The 20345-nt window shown below is 48.9% G+C and carries 17 protein-coding genes; 5 read left to right on the forward strand and 12 right to left on the reverse strand.

The features are described from left to right. Window positions 1-38 precede the first annotated feature (38 nt). On the forward strand, window positions 39-2252 hold the full coding sequence (locus tag ACXAGR_RS22355; RefSeq protein WP_474852606.1) for a S9 family peptidase: 2214 nt from the start codon (window positions 39-41) through the stop codon (window positions 2250-2252). Window positions 2253-2304: 52 nt separating this feature from the next. On the opposite strand, the gene ACXAGR_RS22360 is transcribed toward ACXAGR_RS22355, so the two are convergent. Then, window positions 2305-2679, reverse strand: coding sequence for a PH domain-containing protein (locus ACXAGR_RS22360; protein ID WP_119502559.1), 375 nt, complete (start codon window positions 2677-2679; stop codon window positions 2305-2307). A 21-nt stretch (window positions 2680-2700) separates the two neighbouring features. Continuing rightward, window positions 2701-5589, reverse strand: a complete 2889-nt coding sequence (locus ACXAGR_RS22365; RefSeq protein ID WP_474852665.1) for a putative bifunctional diguanylate cyclase/phosphodiesterase — start codon at window positions 5587-5589, stop codon at window positions 2701-2703. Window positions 5590-5729: 140 nt separating this feature from the next. On the opposite strand from ACXAGR_RS22365, the gene ACXAGR_RS22370 reads away from it, so the two are divergent. Next, window positions 5730-6737: a serine/threonine dehydratase gene (locus ACXAGR_RS22370; protein ID WP_474852667.1), complete on the forward strand. Its 1008-nt coding sequence runs from the start codon at window positions 5730-5732 to the stop codon at window positions 6735-6737. A 3-nt stretch (window positions 6738-6740) separates the two neighbouring features. Then, complete coding sequence (locus tag ACXAGR_RS22375; RefSeq protein ID WP_474852608.1) at window positions 6741-8402, forward strand: amidohydrolase; 1662 nt, start codon at window positions 6741-6743, stop codon at window positions 8400-8402. Window positions 8403-8477: 75 nt separating this feature from the next. Here the strand turns inward: ACXAGR_RS22375 and ACXAGR_RS22380 are convergent, their stop codons facing one another. Further along, on the reverse strand, window positions 8478-8708 hold the full coding sequence (locus tag ACXAGR_RS22380; protein WP_474846134.1) for a DUF1653 domain-containing protein: 231 nt from the start codon (window positions 8706-8708) through the stop codon (window positions 8478-8480). A gap of 1 nt (window position 8709) precedes the next feature. After that, window positions 8710-9786, reverse strand: a complete 1077-nt coding sequence (gene dinB / locus ACXAGR_RS22385; protein ID WP_474852610.1) for a DNA polymerase IV — start codon at window positions 9784-9786, stop codon at window positions 8710-8712. Between the two features lie 186 nt (window positions 9787-9972). On the opposite strand from dinB, the gene ACXAGR_RS22390 reads away from it, so the two are divergent. Continuing rightward, window positions 9973-10485 (forward strand): glycoside hydrolase family 108 protein, encoded by a 513-nt coding sequence (locus tag ACXAGR_RS22390; protein WP_119502565.1) that lies wholly within the window; start codon window positions 9973-9975, stop codon window positions 10483-10485. A gap of 453 nt (window positions 10486-10938) precedes the next feature. Further along, a complete protein-coding gene (locus ACXAGR_RS22395; RefSeq protein ID WP_474852612.1) occupies window positions 10939-12561 on the forward strand; it encodes a S8 family serine peptidase in 1623 nt (540 codons plus the stop codon). Between the two features lie 71 nt (window positions 12562-12632). Here ACXAGR_RS22395 and nqrM read toward each other — a convergent pair whose 3' ends face one another. From nqrM to ACXAGR_RS22435, 8 genes are all read right to left on the reverse strand, one after another. Next, window positions 12633-12866, reverse strand: a complete 234-nt coding sequence (gene nqrM, locus ACXAGR_RS22400) for a (Na+)-NQR maturation NqrM (protein ID WP_474852668.1) — start codon at window positions 12864-12866, stop codon at window positions 12633-12635. A gap of 9 nt (window positions 12867-12875) precedes the next feature. Next, window positions 12876-13895, reverse strand: coding sequence for an FAD:protein FMN transferase (locus tag ACXAGR_RS22405; RefSeq protein WP_474846305.1), 1020 nt, complete (start codon window positions 13893-13895; stop codon window positions 12876-12878). A gap of 66 nt (window positions 13896-13961) precedes the next feature. After that, window positions 13962-15191 (reverse strand): NADH:ubiquinone reductase (Na(+)-transporting) subunit F, encoded by a 1230-nt coding sequence (nqrF, locus tag ACXAGR_RS22410; RefSeq protein ID WP_474846141.1) that lies wholly within the window; start codon window positions 15189-15191, stop codon window positions 13962-13964. Between the two features lie 20 nt (window positions 15192-15211). Then, the gene (gene nqrE, locus ACXAGR_RS22415; RefSeq protein WP_474852614.1) at window positions 15212-15820 is read right to left on the reverse strand and encodes an NADH:ubiquinone reductase (Na(+)-transporting) subunit E; all 609 of its coding nucleotides are present in this window, start codon (window positions 15818-15820) and stop codon (window positions 15212-15214) included. Window positions 15821-15823: 3 nt separating this feature from the next. Next, on the reverse strand, window positions 15824-16456 hold the full coding sequence (locus ACXAGR_RS22420) for an NADH:ubiquinone reductase (Na(+)-transporting) subunit D (protein ID WP_119502570.1): 633 nt from the start codon (window positions 16454-16456) through the stop codon (window positions 15824-15826). A 12-nt stretch (window positions 16457-16468) separates the two neighbouring features. Beyond that, window positions 16469-17233, reverse strand: a complete 765-nt coding sequence (locus ACXAGR_RS22425) for a Na(+)-translocating NADH-quinone reductase subunit C (RefSeq protein ID WP_119502571.1) — start codon at window positions 17231-17233, stop codon at window positions 16469-16471. Next, window positions 17223-18422 (reverse strand): NADH:ubiquinone reductase (Na(+)-transporting) subunit B, encoded by a 1200-nt coding sequence (locus ACXAGR_RS22430; protein WP_119502572.1) that lies wholly within the window; start codon window positions 18420-18422, stop codon window positions 17223-17225. The genes ACXAGR_RS22425 and ACXAGR_RS22430 overlap by 11 nt, the downstream gene beginning before the upstream one ends. 3 nt (window positions 18423-18425) lie before the next feature. Beyond that, window positions 18426-19763, reverse strand: coding sequence for a Na(+)-translocating NADH-quinone reductase subunit A (locus tag ACXAGR_RS22435; RefSeq protein WP_474852616.1), 1338 nt, complete (start codon window positions 19761-19763; stop codon window positions 18426-18428). Between the last annotated feature and the right edge of the window lie 582 nt (window positions 19764-20345).

The raw sequence follows: 20345 nt of genomic DNA on the forward strand, positions 1-20345 counted from the left end.
CGACAGACTTTTATAACTAACGATTGCCAAAGATAATAATGAAAAAAACGTTACTACTCGGAGCCCTTATGCTCAGTTCACTCGTTCACGCCAAAGATCTATCCATCGAACGTATATTTGAATCACCGTCACTGGACGGAAACGCCCCGCGGAATTTGCAGGTCTCCCCTGACGGACAACGGGTAACCTTCCTGCGCGGAAAGCAGGATGATTATGATCAGCTGGATTTGTGGGAATACCACATCCAGTCCGGCGAAACCCGCATGTTATTCGACTCAGCCACCCTTGCACAAGGCGACGGTGAACTGTCTGACGAAGAAAAGGCCCGTCGTGAACGTATGCGCTTATCCGGCAGCGGTATTGTCAGCTACCAGTGGTCAGCCGACGGCAAAGCCTTACTGTTTCCTTTAGGTGGTGACGTGTTTTATCACGAACTGGGAAAAGCAGGCGCCAGACAACTGCTTGATACGGACGCATTTGAAACAGATATCACTTTGTCTCCGAAAGGCAATTTTATTGCTTACATCCGTGATCAGAACCTTTATGTGAAAAACATCGCCAGTGGCAAAGAAACGGCGATTACCCAGGGCGGTGGCGGCAATATCAAATATGGTATGGCCGAGTTTGTTGCACAGGAAGAGATGGGTCGTATGACCGGTTACTGGTGGTCACCCGATGAAAAATACATTGCTTTTACCCGTGTAGATGAAAAGCCGGTAGACATTATTACCCGCTCTGAAATTTATGCGGACAGCATAAAAATGATTGAGCAGAAGTATCCCGCTGCCGGCACCCCGAATGTGGAAGTGACGCTGGCAATTCAGGAAATTGGCAGCGGTGCCCGTCAATGGGTGGATTTGGGCAAAGATAAAGATATTTATCTGGCCCGCGGAGCCTGGATGCCATCCTCCGGCGTTTTCACCTATCAATGGCAAAACCGTACCCAGCAGGCGCTGGAGTTACGCGCTTATGATCTGAATAGTAAAAAACAGACCGTACTGATTAAAGAAAACAGTAATACCTGGGTTAATCTGAACGATGATTTGACCTTCCTGCCAGAGCGCAATCAGTTCATCTGGGCATCAGAGCGCGACGGCTACAAACATCTTTACCTGTATAACAATGATGGTTCTCTGGTAAAGCAACTAACAAAAGGCAAATGGGTCGTGGATGAGCTTGAAGCCATCGATCCTGAAACGGGCAACATTTACTTTACCGGCAGGAAAGACACGCCTCTTGAGCGTCACTTATACAGTGTTTCAATTGATGATGGTGACATTCAGCGTATCTCAGAGAAAGACGGCTACCACAGCATCACTTTCTCTTCCGACGCCTCGATTTATGTAGACAGCATGTCAACGGTGAATCACCCTGCTCAGGTGAGTCTGCACAAAGCCGGTGGCGAACAAATTACCTGGCTTGAAGAGAATGCTGTAGACGACAATCATCCTCTCAGTGTCTACATGGACAGCTGGACAAAACCTGAATTCGGCACCATTACCACTGACGATGGCGCAGAGCTTTACTATCGTCTGTACAAGCCGGAAAACCTGGAAAAGAAACACCCCGTAATTGTTTATCTATACGGCGGCCCTCATGCACAGGTTGTGACTAACAGCTGGGGCGGAAACCGCGGCCTGCTGATGCAATATTGGGTAAATCAGGGTTATGTGGTGTTCAGCATCGACAACCGTGGTTCAAACTATCGCGGCAAAGCGTTTGAAGATCCTATTTTCAAGAAAATGGGAACGGTAGAAGTGGACGACCAGGTGGCGGGTGTGAAATTCCTGCGTACACTGCCGTATGTGGATGCAGACCGCATCGGTGTTCATGGTCACAGCTATGGCGGCTACATGACACTGATGTCGATGTTCAAAGCCGGTGACTACTTTGCTGCCGGTGTCTCCGGTGCGCCTGTCACCGACTGGCGTTTGTACGACACGCATTACACTGAACGCTACATGGGTAACCCGAAAACTGATGATGATGCTTACACAGCCTCCAGCGTCTTTCCTTACGCGAAAGACTTAAAAGGCGATTTGCTGATTTACCACGGTATGGCAGACGACAACGTACTGTTTACCCACAGCACTAAACTGTACAAGCATCTTCAGGATATGGCGATCCCATTTGAAACCATGGATTACCCGGGTAAGAAACACAGTATCCGCGGCAAAGAAACCGGTATTCACCTGTACAAGACCATCACCAACTTCTTTAACCGTAATCTGCATCCTTCGAAAGCGGATTAAACAAAAAACGGGCTGCAATTGCAGCCCGTTTTGATTTCCATGCAGTCCGGATTTAACCGAACATCTGATTAGCCAGTGCGTTCTGTACGCCCTGCGCGGCATTTTTGCTCAGCTCAATTTCAACTGGTGCATCCTGACCCGACACCCAGATTTTCAGTTCAGAATCCGTATCGAAGTGTCCCGCCGTTTCCACTACAAACTGGGTAATGGATTTGTAGGGAATTGAATGGTAATTCACTTTGCGACCTGTCAGTCCCTGCTTATCAATGAGGATCATTCGCCCGGAAGTAAAGACGATTAAGTCCCTGACAAGTTTGTAAGCACTTACAACGGACTCACCTGCGCCCAGTACCGGTGCTAATTCTTCAGCCACAGCCTGCGCATCAGTTTCACTGGCATTACCTAACAACGCATCAAACAATCCCATGGGTTCTCCTTAAAATGACGTTTATGCCCGAAGCAGATTAACATTATCACGGGTATGCAAACGATTCATCAATGGTAGTGGTTTACCCAGAGCAAAACCCTGACCGTAATCGACGTTCAGTTCCCGTAATGCATCACAGGTAGCCTGGTCAGTAACGAACTCAGCGATGGTTTTCTTGCCCATACTTTGCGCGATAGCACTGATCGCTTTCACCGTTTCATGGTCGATACTGTCTCTGGCCATATTTTTCACGAAGGAGCCGTCAATTTTCACAAAATCGACTTCCAGATTTTTCAGATAGGTAAACGATGACATCCCTGCGCCGAAATCATCCAGTGCAAACAGGCATCCTTTACTACGTAGAGTTTCAATGAAATGTCTGGCTGCATTAATATTGGTTACTGCGGCAGTTTCCGTAATTTCAAAGCAGATTTTGTGTGCAGGCACTGTTGAGCGCATTACCCTGTCGACGATACCTGCGAGCCCCGACGGGTCGCCTAAAGTCAGACCGGACAGATTAATTGCCACTTTACCCAGTCTTTCCAGATGAGCAGGATGTGCTTCCAGTACCGACAAGGTGCGGTCAACCACCCAGCCGTCAACCTGATTCATCAGACCATGTCTTTCAGCCAGCGGAATGAACAATGCGGGACTTATCAGCCCGCCTTTACCATCCGGCAGCCTGAGCAATATTTCGTAGTGTTCCAGCGCCTGTTCTTCTTTGTGCATAGGCACTATGGACTGACTGTGCAATTCAAACAGGCCGTGCTGGATTGCCCGCTGCAATGCATTTAACACACTGCTTTCTTTATTCAGCCCGCTTCCGCAGCCATCAGGCTGATGCACCACATAGCGGTTGCGGCCCTGATATTTTGCCTGATAGCAGGCGTTGTCAGCCGCCTGGATCAGTTCTGCCGCTGAACCGCTGTTTTGATCAATAGAAATGACGCCGATACTGGCGCCTACGTAGAAAAGCCGGTCTTCATAGACAAAACGGTATTCAGACACGGCTCTGATAATTTCATCAAGCTTTGCCGTAACTGCTTTCAGCGTTTGATTGGAAAAAATAATGCAGAACTCATCACCACCAATGCGCGCCAGCAATTCATTTTCAGTAAGATGGCGGGCAAAAATACCGGCGACTTCTTTCAGTAAACGGTCGCCGGCGGGATGACCGCAGCTGTCGTTCACCAGTTTAAATCTGTCCATGTCGATAAAACACATCACACCGGTTTGCTCTCCCCGTTTAACGCTTTCAAGCAACACGTGCAGTTCGTTATCAAAAGCATACCGGTTCACCAGTCCTGTGAGCTGATCATGACTGGCCTGAAACACCACCTCTTCCTGCAGAGCCTGCTCTTTTGTCACGTCCCTGGCAATCCCTTCCACGGCAATGAGTTTGCCGTTGTCGTCACACACCGGTGTGTCGGTGAATTCAATGACAAAAATCTCTCCGTCTTTTCCCTGATAATGAACAAGATAGGGTTCGGGCTTAACCCCCTTTTCGATAGCCTCTGTAACAGCGTGAATATTATCCGGTACGCGGTAAGTCAGACTGGCAGACTGTTCACAAAATTCGTCAGCACTCAATCCGGTAATGGCGCTGAGTCCGGCACTGACAAAAACAAACCGGTGATCAGGTGTTCTGGTGTACACGAAGTGGCGCTGCATGTTGTCCAGTAGACGCCGGTAACGCTCCTCGCTTTTCTTTAAATCAATTTGTGCACGGAACCGCTCTGATACATCCCGCATGGTCAGCGCCAGGGTTTCTCCTGCCTTCACCATCTGAATTTTCAGCCATCCTGCCGCCGTAGCATCTGTATCGACTTTTACATAGGTCTCGTAAGGCACTCCCGAGTCTGACACTTCCTTTGCTGCGGTTGTCAGCTCAGGATGACCAAGAAATGCCATCAGGTAGTGCAGTGTGTGTGGCAATTGCCGGTTTTTCAGAGAGGGAAACAGTTCATAGCTAACGGTATTGGCTTCAAGCAGTACAAAGCCACCGGACGCGGGCTGGTAAATCATCAGTGCATCCAGACCGGCTTCGCTGGCTATCTGATAACGCTTCTGGCTGACAGATAACCTGACTGCACCTTTTAACTGTTTATGGAAAATCCAGCTTACCAGCAACGACATCAGCACACCCGCCGCGCCCAGCAACCATCCGGCGTCGAACCTGGCGGGCCGGCTCTGTATTTGCAGTGACCAGTCGCGCCCCAGAAAAGCAATTTTGCCGGTTTCGACAATTGAACCGTCATCAGCAAAATCACCGGCTTCCAGTAAATGTGCATCAATATCGCGGATCATGAAATTAAACTGAGGCCCAACCAGCTCCCCGACCATGGCGTTAAGAATTTCACTGACATCGAAAGTGGCTACCAGGAAACCCAGTTCAGGCTCCTGCGTACTGATAGCGCGGGCGTATACTAAGAAATAATGGCCACTTGTCCGTGACTGCACCAGCATACTCTGAAAATCATCAGACAGGCGAAGTGAAGGGAGCCGTAACGGCGACTCTTTCCTTTCAGGCTTTGCAAAGCCGGCAGCTTCTGCCCCCTGCCCTTCCGGAATAGTCATCCAGCGGATCTTCCCGCTTCTGTCTGTCACAGACAATGACGTATAGCCGTGCTGAATATTCATCAGCGACACAGCCTGAACGTTGAACCAGTCAATTTCATTGGGAGAGAAAGCAGGCCAGGTCTGCATCAGACTGATCATTGCCTGACGACGCTCTGCAGAAAACAGTTCAAGGCTGTTTTTCAGCTGACTGGCCAGTGAGGTGGCCTTGGATATACGTGACTGGCGTTCATCGTTAATGAGGTAAAAGCCTGCCGCGACGAACAGGAAACTCAATAACAAAAACAGCATGAACGGGAGCAGGTAAACCCTGCTTTTCTTTCGTTCTGGCATCACATCACTACCCGGCTATGTTGAAACCGGGGAAAATACTACAAAAGTATGAAGCTTTTATTAAGTCGCAGCATCACAGAAACAGTGATAGTGTAGAAGGTTGAAATAGCGAAGACTATCAAGGAACAAAAGTGACAGATATCCGCCTTCCCACCTTCGATGACGTGCATGCGGCGTCATTACGGCTTAAGGGAAAAGTAAGCCGCACACCTCTGCTGGAATCCTCATTATTAAACCGCTGGCTGGGTCAGCGTATTTTGTTTAAAGCAGAATGCCTGCAAACTACCGGCGCATTTAAAATGCGCGGTGCAACAAACTTTATCAGCAAGCTGGCAGAGCAAAATGCTCTCCCTTCACGCATTGTGGCAAACAGTTCAGGTAACCATGCCCAGGCCGTGGCTTATGCTGCTGCACAACAGAATATACCGGCAACGATTTACTCCACTGAAAATATCTCTGCGGTAAAAGCCGCTGCGACTAAAAGCTATGGCGCGACACTGGCGTTGTACCCTACGCGGCCCGAAGCCGATGCAGCGGTGGCCGAAGCAGCAAAAGAAGAAGGAACTGTATGGATCCCGCCCTTTGATCATCCGGATATTATCGCCGGTCAGGGCACAGCATGTATGGAAGCGCTGGAAGATGCCGGTAAAGTGGATGCCGTATTTGCGCCTTGCGGCGGCGGTGGCCTTATCAGTGGCACCTTACTTGCTGCCAGAGCCCTGCAACCGGATGCCAAAGTCATCGGCGCAGAACCTCAGGTAGCCAACGATGCATCGCGTTCTCTGCAAAGCGGTATTATTGAATCACTACCGGGGCCCGCAAACACGCTCGCAGACGGTGCGGCCACACCTGCAGTTGGCTTGCATACCTTCCCGCTTTTACAGCAACTGGATGACTTTTACGAAGTTGATGAAATCCAGATTGCCTACTGGACCCAATGGTTACAACATTTGCTGAAACTGCATGTAGAACCCACCAGTGCCATGAGCATGGCAGCGGTAACCTCATGGGCACTGGAAGCACCAAAAGGCCAGACCGCCCTGGTAATACTTACCGGCGGTAATATCAGCCAGCAGAGCATGCAAAAAATCTGGGCGACAGACTATTTACTTCAGCCACCTAACTTAACTGAACAGGAGCAGGACTAAGCCATGTCATTGTTTAAACGTTCATTACGGTGGAGTGCCGCCGTATTGCTTACTGCCTCATTTAACTCCCTTGCCGGCACGACATTAATCAATAATATCAGCGGCTATACCCTGAATAAAGAAGGCGAGCTGATCGCCTTTTCTTCAATGCTGATAGAAAACGGCAAAGTGAAAAAACTGGATCCGGAGTCTCCCCGCGCCGATGCAGTTGTAGATGGCTATAACAATGTCTTACTGCCCGGTCTTATTGATGCCCACGGTCACCTGCTTGGCCTTGGCAGCAGTTTGCTGGAAGTGGATGTCCGTGAGAGTAAAAGTGCGCAGGATGCGGCTAAGCTGGCTGCTGCCTACGCATTTGCCAATCCGGAACAGCGCTGGATCACTGGCAGTGGCTGGAATCAGGAAATGTGGCCGGACCGCAGCTTCCCGGACGCAGGCATTCTGGATAAAGCGATCCCGCGTCGCCCGGTGTGGCTGACCAGAGTTGATGCCCATGCAGGCTGGGCCAATTCAGCCGCATTAAAACTGGCCGGTATTACCCGTGATACGCCAGACCCGGTGGGCGGAAAAATTATGCGTGATGCCGGTGGTAATCCTTCTGGCGTGCTGATTGATAATGCCATGGGATTGATGGAAAAGGTGATGCCTGCCCCGGGCGCAGAACTTTACCATCAGCAGTTAAATGCCGCCGGTCAGCATTTACTGTCTGTGGGTGTTACCGCCATGCATGACGCCGGTGTACCTCATCAGGTTTACGATTTTTATCTGGCCCGTGCGGCAGAACAATCGTTGCCGGTACGTATTTACGCCATGGTCAGTGCTACAGACAAGGACCTGGACGCCATGCTGGATAACGGACCGGTACGCAGCAGTGACGATTTTCTGTTTATCCGCAGCGTAAAAGCTTATGGTGACGGCGCACTTGGAAGCCGTGGTGCGGCTTTGCTGGCTCCCTATACCGACGATCCCCATCAGACAGGTTTACTGCTTACCCAGCCTGAAGAAATGGCTCCCCTGTTCAGTAAAGTCATGAACGCCGGATTTCAGCTCAACTTTCACGCTATCGGCGACCGCGCAAACCGTATGGCGCTGGATCAATTTGAAAAGGAAATGAAAAAACATCCTGATGCTGACTTCAGAAACCGTATTGAACATGCTCAGGTGATTCATCCCGACGATCTGCCCCGGTTTGCGGAGCTGGGTGTACTGCCTTCCATGCAGCCCACCCACGCTACCAGCGATAAGAATATGGCAGAAGACCGCCTCGGAAAGGATCGCATGGCCGGTGCATATGCGTGGAAGACTTTGCTGGATTCAGGGATCCCCATTCCGCTGGGTTCAGACTTTCCTGTAGAGCTGGCCAATCCGTTTTACGGTATTCATGCTGCCGTTACCCGTCAGGACAGAAACAACCAGCCGGTAAAGGGCTGGTATGCTCACGAAGCGATGACCGTTCAGCAGGCTTTCAGAGGTTTTACGCTGGATGCTGCCTACGCCGCACATATGGAAGACAGTCTGGGTACGCTGACCCCGGGGAAATGGGCTGACTTTATTCTTGTGGATCAGGATATCTTCGATGTGGATCCGAAAGATATCTGGCGCACCCGGGTGCTGCAAACCTGGACAGCCGGAATTAAGGTATTTGATGCTGAACGCAACCAGTAACGGCCAAAACAGCGGATACAAGTAATTCAAAAGGGGCGCTTTGCGCCCCTTTTGTGATTTTATTCTACCGGATGATTAATCCCGGTCCTGCTCTTCAATATGTCTGAAGCGGGGAACCGTTTCTCCGTTCACTTCCACCTGCTCAGTGAACATGGTCAGCGGACGGACCCAAAGCCCTTTTTCACCATATTCCGGCCGGTACACCACCAGTTCCGATTCATCTTCTGAGTGCTTAGCCACACCGATGACAGTATAAAAGTTGCCTTTGTAATGTTGATACGTTCCGGGCACAACCGGCTTTGACATATTATTCATCCTCCAGTGGCAATAGCAGTTGCTCTGCCGGCAAACCGCCGGCTAATCCAATGTGAATGCCCACCAGCCTGACACCCCGGCCTCTGGCCCGCTGCCACGCTTCATCCAGCAATTCATAAAAAAATGCTTCTTCGATATCGTGATGACGGTGCTCAACGGTGGTTTGCTGGAAGTCCTGAAACTTGAGCTTCACGCCCTGAGATTTTATCAGACATTTCCGCTCACCGGTCTTTTTTAAATGCCCTTCAATGCGTTGCAGCATCTTCTCCCACAACACAGGCAGTACCGCCTTGCATTCATCAAGTGTATGCAAATCGCTGCTGAAGGTACGTTCCACTCCGATTGATTTTCTTACCCGGCTGACATTGACATCCCGCTCATCCACACCGTGAGCACGGTTCCACAGCACTGAACCGAATTTCCCCAGCTCTTTCTGCAGACGTTCAAAGGGATATTGCCGGACATCATTACAGGTAGTCAGGCCCAGACGCTGCAACTTCTGCTGTGTGACTTTGCCCACGCCGGGAATTTTTGACAGCGACATATTTCTGACAAATGCATCCAGCTTATCCGGTGTGATCACACATAACCCGTCCGGTTTATTTTCGTCACTGGCTACCTTAGCCACGAATTTGCATGATGCCACACCAGCCGAGGCAGTCAGATTCAGTTCTTCTTTAATTCGCCGGCGGATATCCTGTGCTATGAGTGTGGCGCTGCCGTTAAACAAAGTGGTGTGAGTGACATCCAGATAGGCCTCATCCAGAGACAAAGGCTCGATGAGGTCGGTATAGTCATTGAAAATTTCACGGATACGCTGACTCTCGCGGACGTACATATCCATTCTGCCGGGTACAAGAATGAGCTCAGGGCACAAACGCTTTGCATAGGCTGTTGCCATGGCAGAGCGCACACCAAATTTTCTTGCCGGATAGTTACACGTTGATATCACGCCACGGCGATCGGCGCTGCCGCCAATCGCTATGGGCTTATTGATCAATGACGGATTGTCGCGCATTTCAACTGCAGCGTAAAAGCAATCCATATCAACGTGAATAATCTTTCGCACTCTGCCACCACACTGTATATATGAACAGCATTTTAGCGGATTATGTCAACTATGCCAGTGCAAAGTTCAACACCGAATAAAAGGTCAAAACATTGCAAAAAGTTAATACAACAGGATTGTAAAACCTTATTGAAAAGATAAACTGGTAATAAGCGTAAAATTTAACCATTCATCAGGGAGGATGTCATGGCTGCTTTTTTACCCGCCTTTGAAAAAATGATTGATAACGAAGGGGGCTATACACTTCATCGTGTGGAGGGTGACCGCGGTGGTGCTACCTACGCCGGTATAGCCCGCAATTTTCATCCTGACTGGGAAGGCTGGCCACTACTTGATGCCGGCGTCCCCGACAGTCAACTGATGCCTCATGTCGCAGCGTTCTACCAGCAGCACTTTTGGGAACGGATCCGCGGAGACTTTATTGATTCTCAACGTGTAGCTGAAACCCTCTTTGATTTCGCCGTTAATGCCGGCCTGTCTGCAGCGTCGAAACTGGCTCAGGAAGTTGCTGATGTGTACGTTGACGGGATCATCGGTACGAAATCCTTAAAGGCCATCAACAACATGCCACCGGAAGTATTTCTGCATGGCTATGCACTCAAGAAAGTCGCCCGTTATGCGGAAATTGTTAATCATAATCCCTCACAGGCAAAGTTCCTTCTTGGCTGGATAAACCGGACACTGAAAGGTATTGCATAGCAAACCTTTCCGGCTCCGCCCCCAGATACGCTATCGTCCCTTTTTCCTGATTACATATTTACACAAAATTTAAGTTGGATTTCGGGATAAATCTGTTTTTATTTATCTTTTTCTTAACTTAAATTTTAGTCAGTTTTTGTTTCTCCGCTGCCCGTAATGTCTGGCCGGCATACCAATACCCCCGTTTTTTATACGTATTAAATGCCATTCATAGTTATACGGCTATATGCGTAACTCCCGATAGACTTAAGTAGTATGGATTTCGAGCTGCAGAAAAAAGCAGCGTTTACAACGTTTGTGCATAGCCGGTTTATTTCTCCTGAATGACAAGCTGACGGAACAGTTTTTGTCATCACTAAAGCAGATAAACCGATGTGTACAGACCCGGTAAAAATACCCCGTAGTAACACGCCACAGAGCGGGAGGGGATAACAACAAGACAGGAAAAAAATAATGTCCATATTACGCACATTACCATCCAAATCGGTACTCGCTACATCGTTAAGTTTAATCACATTAACCGCTACTGCAGCGTCTGCCGGCAACGGGCCGGTCAGTGTTTCCCCTGAACCACTTACCTTTGAGCAGTTAAAGAACCTGCGCCAGGATCTGCGTTTACAGGAAAGCAATGAACGCTACATTGTCACCTTTAAAAATGGTAAAGGCGCAGTGGCGGGCAAAGGCAGCATTAATGCCAGTGATAAGGCGCTGGATGTAGCATCAGTGAAATCTGCCATACAACAGGCAGGTGGCAAGACACTTAAAGTGATGGAACGCCATGGCATGGCTGTCGTCACATTAAACAAGAAAGCACTTAACGCCCTGCGCAAGAATAAGGACGTTGATATCGCCCCTGATCCGGTGCGGGAGTTAATGGCCCAGTCCACGCCATATGGCTACACCATGGTACAGGCGAATCAGCTAATCCAGTCTGATACCAGCGCCCGCAAAGTCTGTATTATTGATACCGGTTATAATCTGGGTCATCCGGATTTACCGGGCACCAATGACGGGGTAACCGGAATTGGCAATAACAGTGCAGTGGGCAACTGGTATAACGATGGTAACGGCCACGGAACACATGTTGCCGGTACGATTGCCGCCTATGACAATTCAGAGGGTGTGATCGGTGTCTATCCCGGTGCCAGCCTGCATATTGTGAAAATATTCAACGACAACGGTGACTGGACTTACGCCTCTGACATCATCACTGCTATCGACCAGTGTCAGGATGCCGGCGCTGATGTGGTTAACATGAGTTTAGGGGGCTCAGGCTCGTCTTCGGCAGAAGCGTCTGCCATGCAGGGTTTCACAGACGATAACATGCTGCTGGTCGCCGCAGCCGGTAACGCCGGTAACAGTTCACTGTCTTACCCTGCCTCCTACGATGCCGTAGTGTCTGTTGCAGCAGTTGATTCCGGTAAAAACCGCGCCAGCTATTCACAGTACAACTCACAGGTGGAAATTGCCGGCCCTGGCAGTTCAGTCTACTCCACCTATCCGGACAGCACCTACGCCACCCTGAGCGGCACATCTATGGCCACGCCACACGTTGCCGGTGCGGCGGCCCTGGTGTGGAGCTTCCATCCCCAGTGCAGCGCCACGCAGATTAGAAACGCGTTAAATGCCACCGCAGAAGATCGTGGCAGTTCAGGCAGAGATAATCAGTACGGTTACGGTATTGTCCGTGTAGCGGAGGCGAACAGCTACCTGAATAACAACGGTTGTGATGGCAGCGGTAACGGCGGTGGAGATCCGACCGATCCGGGTGTTGAACCGGTATCAGGACAATTAACAGGATTATCAGGTTCACGGTCATCCTGGGATCGCTACACCTGGGATATCCCGGCTGGCGTTTCCACGATGACAATTCAAATCTCCGGCGGCAGCGGTGATGCCGATCTGTATGTGAGATACGGCAGCCAGCCTTCCACATCGGCCTATGATTGTCGTCCTTACAAAAACGGCAACAGTGAGGTGTGCACGTTTACTGCACCGGCTGACGGCACCTGGCATATCAGCCTGAGAGCTTACAGCACTTACAGCAACGTAACGTTAAGTTACAGCTACGAGTAGAAACTAAAATGGCCGGACATTCGTCCGGCCATTTTTATCATCACTTGATGTGTACTGATAAACCTGAAAATTTACAGGATCTGGTTATCCTTCCACTCAGCAATTTTTTTCTGTCTGGCTTCTTCACGCTCCAGGCGCATCTTCTTACGGTCACACGGCTCAGGACAATCACAGGCTTTCTCAATACCCAGTGCGCCTAAACCGCCGCAACTACCGGAAATGGACTTCTTCTGGATCAGATAACCCACGGCCATTGCCATTACCATGGCAAGAAAAAACACAAACGCGAGGATAAATGTAGACATCATCGTCTCCTAATTCTTAACTTCAACCATAGTATCAAACTCAGGAGATGCATACTCCTCAAAGCCATCTGCTGTGCGACGAATTAAGAAAACGGCAAGATGTTCTTTCTCCGCCAGCGCTTTAGCTTCATCCCACCCCATCACATTGAACGCAGTGGCAAGGCCATCAGCAGTCATAGATGACGGGTCCACCACCGTTACCGATACCAGATTATGAGTAATGGGTTTACCGGTTCGGGGATCAATCAGATGAGAATAACGCTTACCGTCCATTTCATAGTAATTGCGGTAATCCCCTGAGGTGGCAATGGCATTCGTACCAATAGAGACAATTTTCTGCACCGAGCGTTCCGTTGAGACCGGCTTCTCAATGGCTATTAACCATTCCTCACCATTCCCCCGCTCGCCTTTAACACGCATTTCACCGCCGATTTCCACCAGGTAGTTGTGCAGATCATGCTTTTCCATAATCGCAGCAACCTGGTCTACACCGTAGCCTTTGGCAATAGTCGACAGGTCGACATAAACCATTGGATGCGTTTTCTTCAGACCCTGTTCTGAAATACTGATTTTATCCAGCCCGACATACTCTCGGACTTCAGAAATCTGCTCTTCAGATGGCACCTTTTCAGGACGTTTGTTCGGACCAAATCCCCACAAATTCACCAGCGGCCCCACAGTTACGTCCAGTACGTTATGACTTAGCTTGCCGAGCCTGATAGCTTCAGTCACCACCAATGACGTTTCGTCACTTAACGGAAAGGGCGTGGTGTAACGATTCTGGTTAAAACGGGATAATTCTGATGTAGGGTCATAGGTCGACATCAGTTTATTAATTTCTACTAACCGGGCATCAATGGCCTCTTGCAGACCATCAACCTGACCACGCTCATCCACTACATACTTAACATTGTAAGTGGTGCCCATGGTATTTCCGTGTAAATGCACAACCTGTTTGGCTTCCTCACCACAGGCACTAAGAAAGAGTACAACGAAAGCAAGTACACTAAAACGCAGATACTGATTAATCACTTCTTATCCTTATCTATTAAAAAAGGGGGCGATGCCCCCTTTTTCAATTATACCGTTTGCTGATTAACCACCAAAGTCATCAAGCAGGATATTTTCGTCTTCTACCCCAAGATCTTTCAGCATGTTGATAACTGCTGCGTTCATCATGGGAGGACCACACATATAGAATTCACAATCTTCAGGAGCAGGGTGATCTTTCAGGTAGTTCTCAAGCAAGACATTGTGGATGAAGCCGGTATAGCCATCCCAGTTATCTTCAGGTTGAGGGTCAGAAAGTGCAACATGCCATTCGAAGTTTTCATTCTCGGCAGCCAGCTCATCGAAATCTTCTACGTAGAACATTTCGCGCAGTGAACGGGCACCATACCAGAATGTGATCTTACGATCGGTTTTCAGACGACGAAGCTGGTCGAAGATGTGTGAACGCATAGGTGCCATACCTGCACCACCGCCAACAAACACCATTTCTGCGTCAGTTTCTTTCGCGAAGAACTCACCGAACGGACCAGAAATCGTTGCTTTATCACCTTCTTTCAGGCTCCAGATGTACGAAGACATTTTACCGGCAGGCAGAGTCAGGTTATTAGGCGGCGGCGTAGCAATACGCACGTTCAGCATAATAATACCTTCTTCTTCCGGGTAGTTCGCCATGGAGTAAGCACGGATAGTTTCTTCGTCGACTTTAGACTCGATGTCGAAGAAACCAAAGCGCTCCCAGTCACCGCGGAACTTCTCAGGAATGTCGTAATCTTTGTACTTCACGTGGTGAGCAGGTGCTTCAATCTGAATGTAACCACCAGCACGGAAAGGTACGCTTTCACCGTTAGGAATTTTAAGCTTAAGCTCTTTGATGAACGTGGCTTTGTTGTCGTTAGAAATAACTTCACAATCCCACTTCTTAACACCAAAGATTTCTTCTTCCAGTTCGATCTTCATGTCCTGCTTAATAGCAACCTGACATGATAAACGGCAACCTTCACGGGCTTCACGCTTAGTGATGTGGTCAAGTTCGGTTGGCAGAATTTCACCACCACCTTCTTTGATGTCTACACGACACTGACCACAAGAACCACCACCACCACATGCAGATGATACGAAAATACCCGCTTCAGCAAGTGCGCCAAGCAGTTTACCGCCAGGCTGCGTGGTAATCGCTTTTTCAGGATCATCGTTGATCATGATGGTCACGTCACCGCTTGGTACTAACTTAGATTTGGCAAACATGATAATAAATACCAGCGCCAGAACGATGACAATGAACATGCCAACGCCAAGTAACATTTCTATACTCATTTATATGCTCCTCTGCGTTATTACAGTGCGATACCAGTGAAAGACTGGAAGCCTAACGCCATCAGACCTGCGATCATGAACACAGAGCCCAGACCACGTACACCATCTGGCATATCAGCATATTTCAGTTTTTCACGAACAGCGGCCAGCAGAACGATAGCTAACGCCCAGCCCATACCACTACCTACACCGTAGACAATACTTTCAGTGAAGTTATATTCACGTTGAACCGCGAATGCCACACCACCGAAGATTGCACAGTTAACTGTGATTAGCGGAAGGAAGATACCCAGAGCGTTATATAACGCAGGGAAAAACTTATCTAACGCCATTTCCAGAATCTGTACTAACGCAGCGATAACGCCGATAAACGTCAGGAAGTTCAGGAAGCTTAAGTCTGCATCAGGGAAACCGGCCCATTTGAGCGCACCCGGAGCAAGAATGTTTACATAGATAACCTGGTTTACCGGTACAGAGATACCCAGTACCACAATAACGGCTACACCCAGACCCATCGCTGTTTTTACTTTCTTAGATACGGCCAGAAACGTACACATACCCAGGAACAACGACAGCGCCATGTTCTCGATAAAAATCGAGCGAACGAATAAAGACAGATAATGTTCCACGAATTACTCCTTAGGCTCGACTTGTTCCGGACGGAAAGTACGAATAATCCATACCATGCCACCGATCAGGAAGAATGAGCTGAATGGCAGGATCAACAGGCCATTGCCCTGATACCAGCCACCGTTTTGTACCAGCGGCAGAATTTCGAAACCAAGGATGGTGCCGAAGCCGAACAGCTCTTTAACTGTACCGATACAAATTAGAATGAAAGAGTAACCCAGACCATTACCAATACCGTCCAGGAAGCTCATCAGCGGAGGACTCTTCATCGCATACGCTTCTGCACGACCCATTACGATACAGTTGGTGATGATCAGACCAACGAATACTGAGAGCTGTTTGGATACCTCGTAAGAGTAAGCCTTCAGGATTTGGTCTACCACGATTACCAGAGAAGCGATGATGGTCATCTGAATGATGATACGTACGCTTGACGGAATCTGGTTACGGATTGCCGAGATAAACAGGTTAGAGAACGCCACAACGCTTGTCAGCGCCAGCGACATAACCAAAGCTGTTTCCAGCTTAGTTGTAATCGCCAGTGCAGAACAGATACCCAGTACCTGCAGGGCGATCGGGTTGTTGTCTAAAATCGGTCCAAAGAGGACCTTTTTCATTTCTTTAGTGTCAGCCACGATAAGACCCCTTTATGAACGCCATGCTTGTTTCTTAAGGAACGGACCGAAGCCCTGCTCGCCTACCCAGTACTGAATTGTGTTTTCAACACCATTACTGGTCAGGGTTGCGCCGGAAAGTGCATCTACAGAGTAAGGATTATCAGGGTTAGCATTTTTCTTAACCTCGATAGCAACATCGCCGTTTTCATATAGCTTCTTGCCATCCCACTTTGCCTGCCATGCAGGGTTTTGCACTTCACCGCCAAGTCCCGGCGTTTCTTTCTGCTGGTAGTAAATCAGTTCTTTCACAGTTTCACCGTCGGCATCAACTGCCAGGAAACCATACATCAGATCCCACAGACCGCTACCGTGTACCGGCAGGATCACGCGGGTAACTTCACCGGCGTCATTGTGCACCAGATAGACACTGGCAACATTAGGACGACGTTGGAAGCCAACATTGCTGTTTACCACTTTCGTGCTTGTCTCAGTTACTTTTGCAGCTTTGTACATGTCGAAATCAGGTGAAGGCATTTCAGTGAATTCACCAGAGTCTAAGTCGACAAAACGGCGCTCAACAAACTCATCAAATTTTGCATTGATGGTGTCGTTGCTCATGCCAGTCTCGTACAGACCTGCAGCAGTAAGAATGTTTGTTTGCTTATCCAATTGGGCGTTTGTTTGTTGCAGTGAACGCAGGCCAACAGCCGCACCCGACACAACAATTGAACAAACCAGACAGACGGCAACTACTACGCCAACTGTTTTTCCTAAAGATTCTTTCTTAGCCGACACGAGCTACCCTCCGCTTGATATTGCTTTGCGCGACGAAATAGTCGAACAGTGGCGCCCACAGGTTGGCAAACAGAATGGCCAACATTACACCTTCAGGGAAGGCAGGGTTGAGGACGCGGATCAGTACCGTCATGAAACCAATGAAGATACCGTATGCCCACTTACCTTTATTGGTAAACGACGCTGATACAGGGTCAGTTGCCATGAAGAACATACCAAAGGCGAGACCACCTACAACGAAGTGCCAGTGAGCAGGCATTGCAAACATCGGGTTCGTGTCGCTGCCAATCATGTTAAGCAGAGTAGCAAAGAAGGCTACACCTACTGCAACACCGGCAACAATACGCCAGCTTGCAATTCGCATATACATGATGAACAGACCACCAATCATGATAGCCAGTGCAGATACTTCACCCGCAGAACCTGAAATGGTTCCGATGAAGCTGTTCATCCACTGATCCATGTTGCTGTAATCTAAGTTACCGGAAGCCGCCTGGCTTAAAGATGTAGCACCTGAGAAACCATCGGCTGCTACCCATACCTGGTCACCTGAAATTTGTGCAGGGTACGCAAAGTATAAGAAAGCACGGCCAGACAGTGCAGGGTTAAGGAAGTTACGGCCAGTACCACCAAAGACTTCTTTAGCGATAACAACACCAAAAGTAATACCCAGAGCAACTTGCCATAATGGAATCGTTGCGGGCAGTGTCAGTGCGAACAGAACAGAAGTAACAAAGAAACCTTCGTTAACTTCGTGCTTACGAACTGATGCAAAAAGGACTTCCCAGAAACCACCTACTGCGAACGTTACTGCGTAGATTGGTAACCAGAAGCAGGCACCGTAGAAGAACAGGCCTAACCCGCCGGCACTGGCCAAATCACCACCTAATGCAGTGAAAATAGCTGCCTGCCAGCTGTCTGGTACAGTTGCACCGGCACCCAGCGCGTCTTGCGCTTGCAAACCGATGTTGTACATACCGAAGAACATGGCCGGGAATGTTGCCATCCATACCATGATCATAATACGTTTCAGGTCGATGCTGTCACGAACATGAGTACCGGCTTTGTTTACTTTACCGGGAGTATAAAAAATCGTTGCCGCTGCTTCATACAGCGCATACCACTTTTCATACTTACCACCCGGTTCAAAATCCGGCTCGATTTTTTCCAGATACGCTTTCAAACCCATGACTTAACCCTCTTTCTCAATGGTGGTTAAACAACTGCGCAGGATTGGACCGTAGCTGTATTTGCCCGGGCACACGTAAGTACACAGAGCTAAATCTTCTTCGTCCAATTCAAGGCAACCCATTGCCTGAGCACTGTCCGTATCGCCCGCAATCAAATCACGTAACAACAGTGTAGGAAGAATATCTAATGGCATAACACGCTCATAGTTACCGATTGGTACCATTGAACGCTCTGAACCATTAGTGGTGGTTGTCATGTCGTAATCTTTCGACGACAGGTGACCCAAATAAGCACGGGTTACAGAGTGCTTATCAGAACCCGGCGTGATCCAGCCGAGGAATTTCTTCTCACGACCTTCTTTTAACGCAGAAACCTGTAAGTGATAACGGCCTAAGAAACCGTGAACACCTTGCGCTGTAGTACCGTTCAGGACAGAACCTGACACTGTACGTACTTCACCGTCAACCAGTTCACCGGCTGTCAGCTCTGCAATGTCAGCACCCAGAAGTGTTCTGACCAGGCGAGGATTTTTCGCAGCAGGACCTGCCAGCGAAACAACACGACGGTTATCCAGTTCACCGGTAGTCACGGTAGCACCAAACGCAAGAACATCCTGGTAATTAACAGACCAGACTGTTTTCTTAGCGCCAACCGGATCAAGGTTATGAATGTGCGTTCCCGCAAGACCTGCAGGATGCGGACCACCAAACTCAGCAACGTCTACAGTCGCATCACCGGTAGACACTGACGCGCCTGCGGCTTTACAAACGTAAACCTTGCCACCACTCAGTTGCTTCAGCACTTTCAGGCCGGCAACAAAATCATCACTGCGCTCAGCGATGATTGCCGCAGGATCTGCAGCAAGGGGGTTGGTATCCATTGCATTCACAAAAATGGAGGATGGTACAGAACCTAAAGCAGGTACTTTACTGAACGGACGCGTGCGTAACGCAGTCCACAGACCGGAGTCTACCAGTAAGGTTTGCAGTTGTTCCTGAGAAGCGTTTGCGATCTGGTCTGCAGCAATTTTCTCAAAAGTAACAGCTTCGTTACCTTCGATTTTCACTACTACAGATTGAAGAACACGTTTAGCACCACGGTTTACCTCTACCACTTCGCCCGCAGCTGGTGCAGTAAACTTAACGCCCGGATTCTTTTTGTCTTCAAAAAGAATCTGGCCTTTAGCCACTTTGTCACCAACCTGGACATGCATGGTAGGACGCATGCCAACATATTCTTCTCCCAGAACGGCAACGCGCGTGACAGCAGATCCATCGGAGATTTGCTGTTGCGGCGCTCCCTTAATAGGGAGGTCGAGACCTTTCTTGATTTTTATCATACGTAATCGCACTACTCTAATAGAAGAACCCTTATGCATGACTGCAGCATCCGCTGCCTGCATGCAGAAGCGCACTTACTAAATTAGGTATCCGTCACCTAAACTATTTATTGATTTTCCGTTGCAGCGTTCATGCACTCACCTTGCGGCGTTGCAAACCTCGATACGTGCCGGGATATTATCGTTATATTTTTATAGGGCCGGACATCAGCTGAAACCTGCACACATGCTATTGCCGGTGCGGTACTGAAGCGTGAGCCGGAAGCAGGGATATAAATACCCTCTACTTAACTACGGGATTTTAGCATTATCGCAGCACTTTAGGCTATGCAAATAATGGATTATCCACAATTTTTGTTAATTTTTAATATAACCACTGTGTGTTTTTCGCTATGTAATCGTTACATCCGCCTCAGCCAAAACTCTTCTAGTGTAGTCTATCTTTGGTCTGACGCTTAACGGGGTCACACATTGTAATGCCATGACATAAGTCACTGGTTGGGATTGGCGGCGAAAGTTTACCACAAAGTTTTTCGAAACTGACTAAGACTTAACGCCTAATTACTGCGTGTTAACCCTTAT

The sequence above is a fragment of the Alteromonas sp. ABH4_457 genome (assembly GCF_056160625.1).

Coding starts and splice junctions, on each gene's coding strand:
- ACXAGR_RS22360 (WP_119502559.1), bottom strand. CDS start 2,679: ATGGGATTGTTTGATGCGTTGTTAGGTAATGCCAGTGAAACTGATGCG.
- ACXAGR_RS22430 (WP_119502572.1), bottom strand. CDS start 18,422: ATGGGTTTGAAAGCGTATCTGGAAAAAATCGAGCCGGATTTTGAACCG.
- nqrF (WP_474846141.1), bottom strand. CDS start 15,191: ATGAGTATAGAAATGTTACTTGGCGTTGGCATGTTCATTGTCATCGTT.
- ACXAGR_RS22435 (WP_474852616.1), bottom strand. CDS start 19,763: ATGATAAAAATCAAGAAAGGTCTCGACCTCCCTATTAAGGGAGCGCCG.
- nqrM (WP_474852668.1), bottom strand. CDS start 12,866: ATGTCTACATTTATCCTCGCGTTTGTGTTTTTTCTTGCCATGGTAATG.
- ACXAGR_RS22355 (WP_474852606.1), top strand. CDS start 39: ATGAAAAAAACGTTACTACTCGGAGCCCTTATGCTCAGTTCACTCGTT.
- ACXAGR_RS22380 (WP_474846134.1), bottom strand. CDS start 8,708: ATGTCAAAGCCGGTTGTGCCCGGAACGTATCAACATTACAAAGGCAAC.
- ACXAGR_RS22375 (WP_474852608.1), top strand. CDS start 6,741: ATGTCATTGTTTAAACGTTCATTACGGTGGAGTGCCGCCGTATTGCTT.
- ACXAGR_RS22365 (WP_474852665.1), bottom strand. CDS start 5,589: ATGCCAGAACGAAAGAAAAGCAGGGTTTACCTGCTCCCGTTCATGCTG.
- ACXAGR_RS22390 (WP_119502565.1), top strand. CDS start 9,973: ATGGCTGCTTTTTTACCCGCCTTTGAAAAAATGATTGATAACGAAGGG.
- ACXAGR_RS22395 (WP_474852612.1), top strand. CDS start 10,939: ATGTCCATATTACGCACATTACCATCCAAATCGGTACTCGCTACATCG.